Annotated in this window: 3 protein-coding genes; 1 reads left to right on the top strand and 2 read right to left on the bottom strand. The window is 60.2% G+C overall.

Annotated elements, in window-relative coordinates:
- Nucleotides 1–436 precede the first annotated feature (436 nt).
- A complete protein-coding gene (locus BLR72_RS11715) occupies nt 437–2,389 on the top strand; it encodes a M23 family metallopeptidase (protein WP_027229655.1) in 1,953 nt (650 codons plus the stop codon).
- A 9-nt stretch (nt 2,390–2,398) separates the two neighbouring features.
- On the opposite strand, the gene BLR72_RS11710 is transcribed toward BLR72_RS11715, so the two are convergent.
- Together BLR72_RS11710 and clpB are read right to left on the bottom strand one after the other, a co-directional pair.
- A complete protein-coding gene (locus BLR72_RS11710) occupies nt 2,399–3,811 on the bottom strand; it encodes a L,D-transpeptidase (protein ID WP_091948523.1) in 1,413 nt (470 codons plus the stop codon).
- A gap of 175 nt (nt 3,812–3,986) precedes the next feature.
- Nucleotides 3,987–6,599 (bottom strand): ATP-dependent chaperone ClpB, encoded by a 2,613-nt coding sequence (clpB, locus tag BLR72_RS11705; RefSeq protein WP_027229657.1) that lies wholly within the window; start codon nt 6,597–6,599, stop codon nt 3,987–3,989.
- Between the last annotated feature and the right edge of the window lie 122 nt (nt 6,600–6,721).

Here is a 6,721-nt window from a genome sequence, read left to right as displayed (position 1 = left end):
ATCCTGCAAACCTTAGGGCGCATTCAGCAACCGCCAGCGGCGCCCCGCCCTCGTTGTGCCGGTATATAGACCCCACCCAACAAAACTGTCAACACCGATTTTGAAGAATTTATGAAAAATATGACGGTTCGATTTCGCCGCCCTGCCCAGCCCTTGCGATGGCTGCGAATCCCGACCGGGCAAATCCAAATGTGATGGCCTTGGCCACAAACATGCCCCAATCGCGACCTAGCGCTCGCGCCGACATGCGGGGCTTTTTCAAACAGCCACCGCGATCGAATGAGCGATGCGCACATCCGTTTCGGCGGCCTGCGTTGACATAGTGAAGTCACGGGGGCAAAACTGCGGCCTCGTTGATTTCATGCCAGGGCAAACCTGGCCGGCAAACGCGCCGGGAACCTGCATTCACAACGGCGACGGGATCACACTTTAAAGTATGAGCGAGTACGAGGGGCACTCATCGATCGATCCGGGCAATGAGCCGCCGCTTATCACGGACGGACGCCGCGGGCCGCCTGACCGCCGCGAAATCTCGGCGCGCTGGCTGGCCGGCACGTTTCTTACCGGCATTACCTCGAGCATGCTGATGGGCGTTGCCCTGTTTGCAGCGCTCGACGGTCGCGAACAACTCGCAACACCGCCGGAACTGATCGGCCGCAATGCCATGCCCGCCCCGGCCGACGCCAGCGGCGTGACCAAGGGATCGCGCGTCGTCGCAACCACCCCCATACAGAAGAACCGGGACCGCCGCCGTCTCGACGTTTCGACCATGTTCAAGGATGGCGAGCGCGATGTCGTTCGCTCCATGCCATTCGAGTTCGTGCACATTGAACTTGCAGACGTGCACAATACCAATCGCCGCTATCCAAACTTCAATCCGCTCGACGTCTTTGCCGAAGCGAATGAGGATACGGACCCCACGCCCAAGACCGGTCAGATTTACGGCGCCAAGGTCGAGAGCGAAGTCAGCCTGCGCACCGTCGATTTCCCGCTGACCACGGCGCAATATGATCCTGCGGACGATCTCAGCGTCGACGAAGTTGAGGAAGTCGTCCGCAACACCGGTTCGCTGTTGACCGATGGCGCCATTCAGGTTGCTTCGCTGCATTATGTCGATCCGCTGCGTTTCGGTACGGATGACGACCCCTACAATTTGCGCAGTCCCCTCGCGGTCAAGATCATCCAGGAGAATGTGAGTGTTGCGCCGCGCCTGCCCGAGGATGCAGCGAGCACCGGATATTCGGAAGCGCTGATCCCGTTCCGCAGCGATAAGGAAATTACCGCCGCCCTCGCGGACGCCGGTTATGAGAGCGACGATGCGACCGGCATGTCCGGGGCGATCAGCAAGCTCTTGAACTCCCCGCGCCTCAAGAGCGGCAGTGTTCTACGCCTCGGCATTGAATCGCGCGACGATCTCGACCGCATCGTGCGCGCCAGTGTCTACAATGGCAGCACGCATATTCTGACGATCGCGCTCAACGACAAGGAACAATATGTCCCCGCCGACGAGCCGGAAATGACGCCCGGCCTGCAGGTGGCGTTCGATGACAGTCCCGCCGGATCGCGGCGCGCCGAAGACCTGCCGACCGTCTATGACGGTATTTACAGGGCCGGCATCGCCTATGGCATGACCGATCCGATGATCAAGCAATTGATCCGCATGCTGGCTTCCGATGTCGACTTTCAGTCGCAGCTGAGCCCCACGGACGAGCTTGAAGCGCTGTTTTCGCTGCCGGCGGGCTCCGACAAGGCCGGGGACGAATCGGAGATTCTCTATGTCGCCGCGAACTTCGGCGGCGACCTCAAGAAGTTCTATCGGTTCCACGGCGAGGATGGAACGACCGACTATTACGACGAAAACGGCAAGAGTTCCAAGCAGTTCCTCCTGCGCAAGCCAGTGCCCAACGGCACTTTCCGCTCGCCGTTCGGCATGCGCCGCCACCCGATCCTCGGCTATTCGCGCATGCATACCGGCGTCGACTGGTCAGCGCCCCGCGGCACGCCCATCGTCGCGGCCGGCAATGGCGTCGTCGAGCGCGCCGGCTGGACCAATGGCTATGGCATCCAGACGCTCATCCGTCATTCCAATGGTTACGAGAGCAGCTATTCGCACCAGAATGCCGTGGCAAGCGGCGTTGTTGCGGGCGCGCGTGTGCGCCAGGGTCAGGTCATCGGTTATCTTGGATCAACCGGTCTTTCGACCGGGCCGCATCTCCACTACGAGGTGATCGTCAACGGTTCGAAAGTCGATCCGATGCGCATTCGCCTGCCGAGCGGCGGCGAACTGCAGGGCAATGATCTCGTCGCCTTCCAGCGGGAGCGCGAACGGATCGACCAGTTGCTTCAGGACGAAAATTCCGACGCCACCAAGGTTGCGGCGAGCGGGTAAGCACCCGCGCTATTCCTGGAACTCTACCGTCACGCCCTTCTGAACCATCTTGGAAAGCTCCGTTGCGTCCCAATTGGTCAGGCGCACACAGCCATGGCTGTTGGTCTTGCCGATCTTCGACGGTTCAGGCGTGCCGTGAATGCCATAGGTCGGCTTCGACAGCGCAATCCACACCGTGCCCACCGGGCCGTTCGGGCCGGGCGGAATCGTCAGGACCTTGTCGTTCTCACCCTGCTTGAAGTTCAGCTTCGGATTATAAGTGTAGTTCGGATTGAGCGCGATACGCTCGACCTGGACCGTGCCCGAAGGCGATGGCGTATCGGTCGACCCGATCGTCGCGGGATAGGCGACGATAAGCCGGCCCTCGGCATTATAGCCGCGCACCTGCTTGCGGCCCTTGTCGGCGATGATCCGCGTTACCGCGCCGCCGGCATTCTGGCCGGGATTGGCCACCTGGATGGAAACGCCCGGTGTGTTGAAATTGACGCCAGGATTGATCTCCTTGAGATAAGTCTCATCCATATGGAAGCGTTCGGCCAACATCTCTGTGACCGAAGTAAACGCCATGCGCTCGAGTTGCGCCTTGTGGCCGTAATCTTCCGGGATGGAGGCGACGAACGGATAGGCCGCGTCCTCCGAGGTGATCGTATAGGACACGAAAGCGGGTCCGCCGGTTTGTTCGAGCGAGGCGTTGATCCCCTCATCATTGAGCGGATCGAATTGCTGGCCGGTCATTTCCTCGAATGCCGCGACAGCCTTGTCGACATTGCCGCCCTTGTGGCCATCGATCACGCCGGGTGACACGCCGATCCGATCGAGCAGGACCTGGATTGCGGCGATCTTTGCCTTCGCGCCCTGCCCCTTCGGTAATTCTACTGTCGGCGCGGGATTTGGATGAGCCGGTATCTGCTCCTGCTGCGGCGTGTCGTAGAACCCGTCATTTTGCGAGTCCGGTGGATTGAAATTCGGATCCGCCGGATTGAGATCGGCCTCGCCGCCTGTGGGCGGCAGCGGTTGCCGATCGACGCTGCCATAGTCGCGCTCGGACGGGAGCGCCGATTGCTGTTCATAGCGATCATTGCCCGGTCCTGCATAGGGATCGTTAGGGATGGCGCCGGTGTCATAGGGATCCTGCGGCGCGTCAGGGAAGTAATCCGCACCCTGATCGTTGCGCGGCTCTTCTACCGAAACGACACGGCCGCGGCGATCAACCGTAACCCTGCGGCCATATTCATCATAGTAGGAACGATAGGCCTCCCGGCGCGGGCGACGCTCGCCTTCGAACCATTGCGCCAAAGTGTATGGCGTGTCGGCATTGGCGGCAGGCGCAATCATTCCGGCCGCGCTCGACGTCGCCGGGGCGGTGACGCCCGCTGAAGCCATGAGCAACAATCCGAGTAATGAATGATGATAAGAGGCCATGCCATAAGATTCCGGTTATTGCCGATAACGCGACATTAATCATAAATGACCGAACTTCCTGTCATTATGGTTAATGCCTTCGCGCTTTTATCGTTGCATTTATGAGATGAACGAGACGTGAAAATGGCCGCGCTGTGGCGGCCATCTTCTTTCTTTCAGTGTTGCGAAATCGCAATCATGCAGCTTCGCTCTTGTCGCGCTCCGGCGCGGATTTGACCGACTTGAAATTCAGCCGATCCGAGCCCGCTGTGATCTTCACCGTCGAGCCGTCCAGAATATCGCCGAGCAGGATTTTCTCTGCCAGCGGATCCTGCACCTCTTTCTGGATGACACGCTTCAGCGGTCGCGCGCCATAGGCCGGATCGTAACCCTTCTCGGCAAGCCAGTCGGTTGCTTCACTGTCAAGCTTGATCGTGATCTTGCGATCGGTAAGCAGCTTCTGCAAATGCTCCATCTGGATCGCGACGATCTTGCCCATATCCTTGCGCTTCAGACGATGGAACAGGATGATTTCATCGACACGATTGAGGAACTCCGGCCGGAACGCCGACTTGACGACGCTCATGACCTCGTCACGCGCCACGTCGACGTCCTGGTCTTCGCCCAGCGCAGTCAGATATTCGGCCCCGAGGTTCGACGTCATGATGATCAGCGTATTGCGGAAATCAACCGTTCGTCCCTGCCCATCGGTGAGGCGCCCATCGTCGAGCACCTGCAGCAACACGTTGAACACATCCGGATGCGCCTTCTCGATTTCGTCGAAAAGGATCACCTGATAGGGCCGCCGCCGCACCGCTTCCGTCAGTGCGCCGCCTTCCTCGTAACCGACATAGCCGGGAGGAGCGCCGATCAAACGCGAGACCGAATGCTTCTCCATATATTCGGACATGTCGAGGCGTACCATCGCCGTCTCGTCCGAGAACAGGAATGCCGCAAGGGCCTTGGTCAGTTCGGTCTTGCCGACGCCGGTGGGTCCGAGGAAGATGAACGAGCCAATCGGCCGGTTCGGATCCTGCAGACCGGCACGCGCCCGGCGGATTGCTTTCGACACGGCCTGGACTGCCTCACCCTGGCCGACGACGCGCTTGGCAAGCTCGTCTTCCATGCGTAGCAGTTTGTCACGCTCGCCTTCGAGCATCCGATCGACCGGAATGCCGGTCCAGCGCGAAACGACCTGGGCGATGTGGTCGGAGGTAACGGTCTCCTCTACCATCGATGTGGCGTTGTCCTGCTGTTCGGCGGTGGCAAGTTCCTTCTCGAGCGCCGGGATTGTGCCATAGGCAAGTTCGCCGGCTCTCTGGTATTCGCCATTGCGCTGGGCAGCGGCGAGCGCATTGCGCGCATCTTCAAGCTGCCGCTTCAGATCCGCCGCATGGCCGAGCTTCTGCTTTTCCGACTGCCAGGTATTGGTCAACGCGGTCGACTCTTCCTCAAGCTCGGCGAGCTCGTGTTCCAGGCGCTCAAGCCTGTCACGCGAAGCATCGTCCTTCTCTACCTTCAGCGCCTCGCGTTCGATCTTCAGCTGCATGATGCGCCGATCGACCTCATCGAGTTCCTCCGGCTTCGAATCGACCTGCATGCGCAGCCGCGCCGCACTCTCATCGACAAGGTCGATGGCCTTGTCCGGCAGGAAGCGGTCGGTGATGTAGCGGTTCGACAGCGTCGCGGCCGCAACGAGGGCCGAGTCCGAAATGCGTACCTTGTGATGCTGCTCGTACTTCTCCTTGAGGCCGCGCAGGATCGAGATTGTGTCCTCGACTGTCGGCTCGTCGACGAAGACGGGCTGAAAACGACGGGCAAGCGCCGGATCCTTCTCGACATGCTTGCGGTACTCGTCAAGCGTGGTTGCACCGACGCAGTGCAGTTCGCCGCGCGCCAGCGCCGGCTTCAAAAGGTTGGAGGCGTCCATTGCGCCTTCGCTCTTTCCCGCGCCAACGAGCGTGTGCATCTCGTCTATGAAGAGAATGATCTCGCCATTTGCCGAAGTCACTTCCGAAAGCACGGCCTTAAGGCGCTCCTCGAACTCGCCGCGATACTTCGCGCCGGCAATGAGCGCGCCCATGTCGAGCGCCATCAGCTTCTTGTCCTTCAGGGATTCCGGCACATCGCCATTGACGATGCGCAGTGCCAGCCCTTCGGCGATGGCGGTCTTGCCGACGCCGGGCTCGCCGATGAGCACCGGATTATTCTTCGTGCGCCGTGACAGGACCTGGATCGTGCGGCGGATTTCATCGTCACGACCGATCACCGGGTCGAGCTTGCCCGCCCGCGCGTCGGCGGTAAGGTCGCGCGCATATTTCTTCAAGGCGTCATAGGCATTTTCGGCAGAGGCCGAATCCGCGGTGCGACCCTTGCGGATATCATTGATGACGGCATTGAGCCCAGCGGGCGTTACGCCGGCGCGGCTCAGGATTTCGGAAGTCTTTGCCGATTTCTCGATGGCCATGGCCGTCAAGAGGCGCTCGACGGTAACAAAACTGTCACCGGCTTTCTTGGCCACTTCCTCGGCCGTGGCAAAAACCTTGGCCAATGGCTGCGAAAGATAAAGCTGACCATTGCCGCCCGTTACCTTTGGCATCGCGTCAAGCGCTGCCTGAAGGCCGAGGCGAACCTCTTCGACATTGCCGCCGGCCCGTTCGATCAGCGACGCAGCAAGTCCTTCCTCATCGTCGACGAGAACCTTCAGCAAGTGCTCGGGAGCAAACTGCTGATGATTGGACGAGAGGGCAAATGTCTGCGCCGACTGGATGAAACCCCGAACCCGTTCGGTGTACTTCTCAATATTCATTACTGTCTCCTTTTCCCGGACGACCCTTAAGCGGCATCGTGCGGTGGTCTGGTGACGGGCCCCCTGCGAGAGGCGGACCCATTCGCTCGAGGCAAATATGGGAACCAGTTCCTAGGCTCGCA

The sequence above is a fragment of the Phyllobacterium sp. YR620 genome, from assembly GCF_900104165.1.
GTDB lineage: Bacteria > Pseudomonadota > Alphaproteobacteria > Rhizobiales > Rhizobiaceae > Phyllobacterium > Phyllobacterium pellucidum.
The sequence above is the reverse complement of the archived record's forward strand: the minus strand, read 5'-3'. Positions and strand labels throughout refer to the sequence as shown.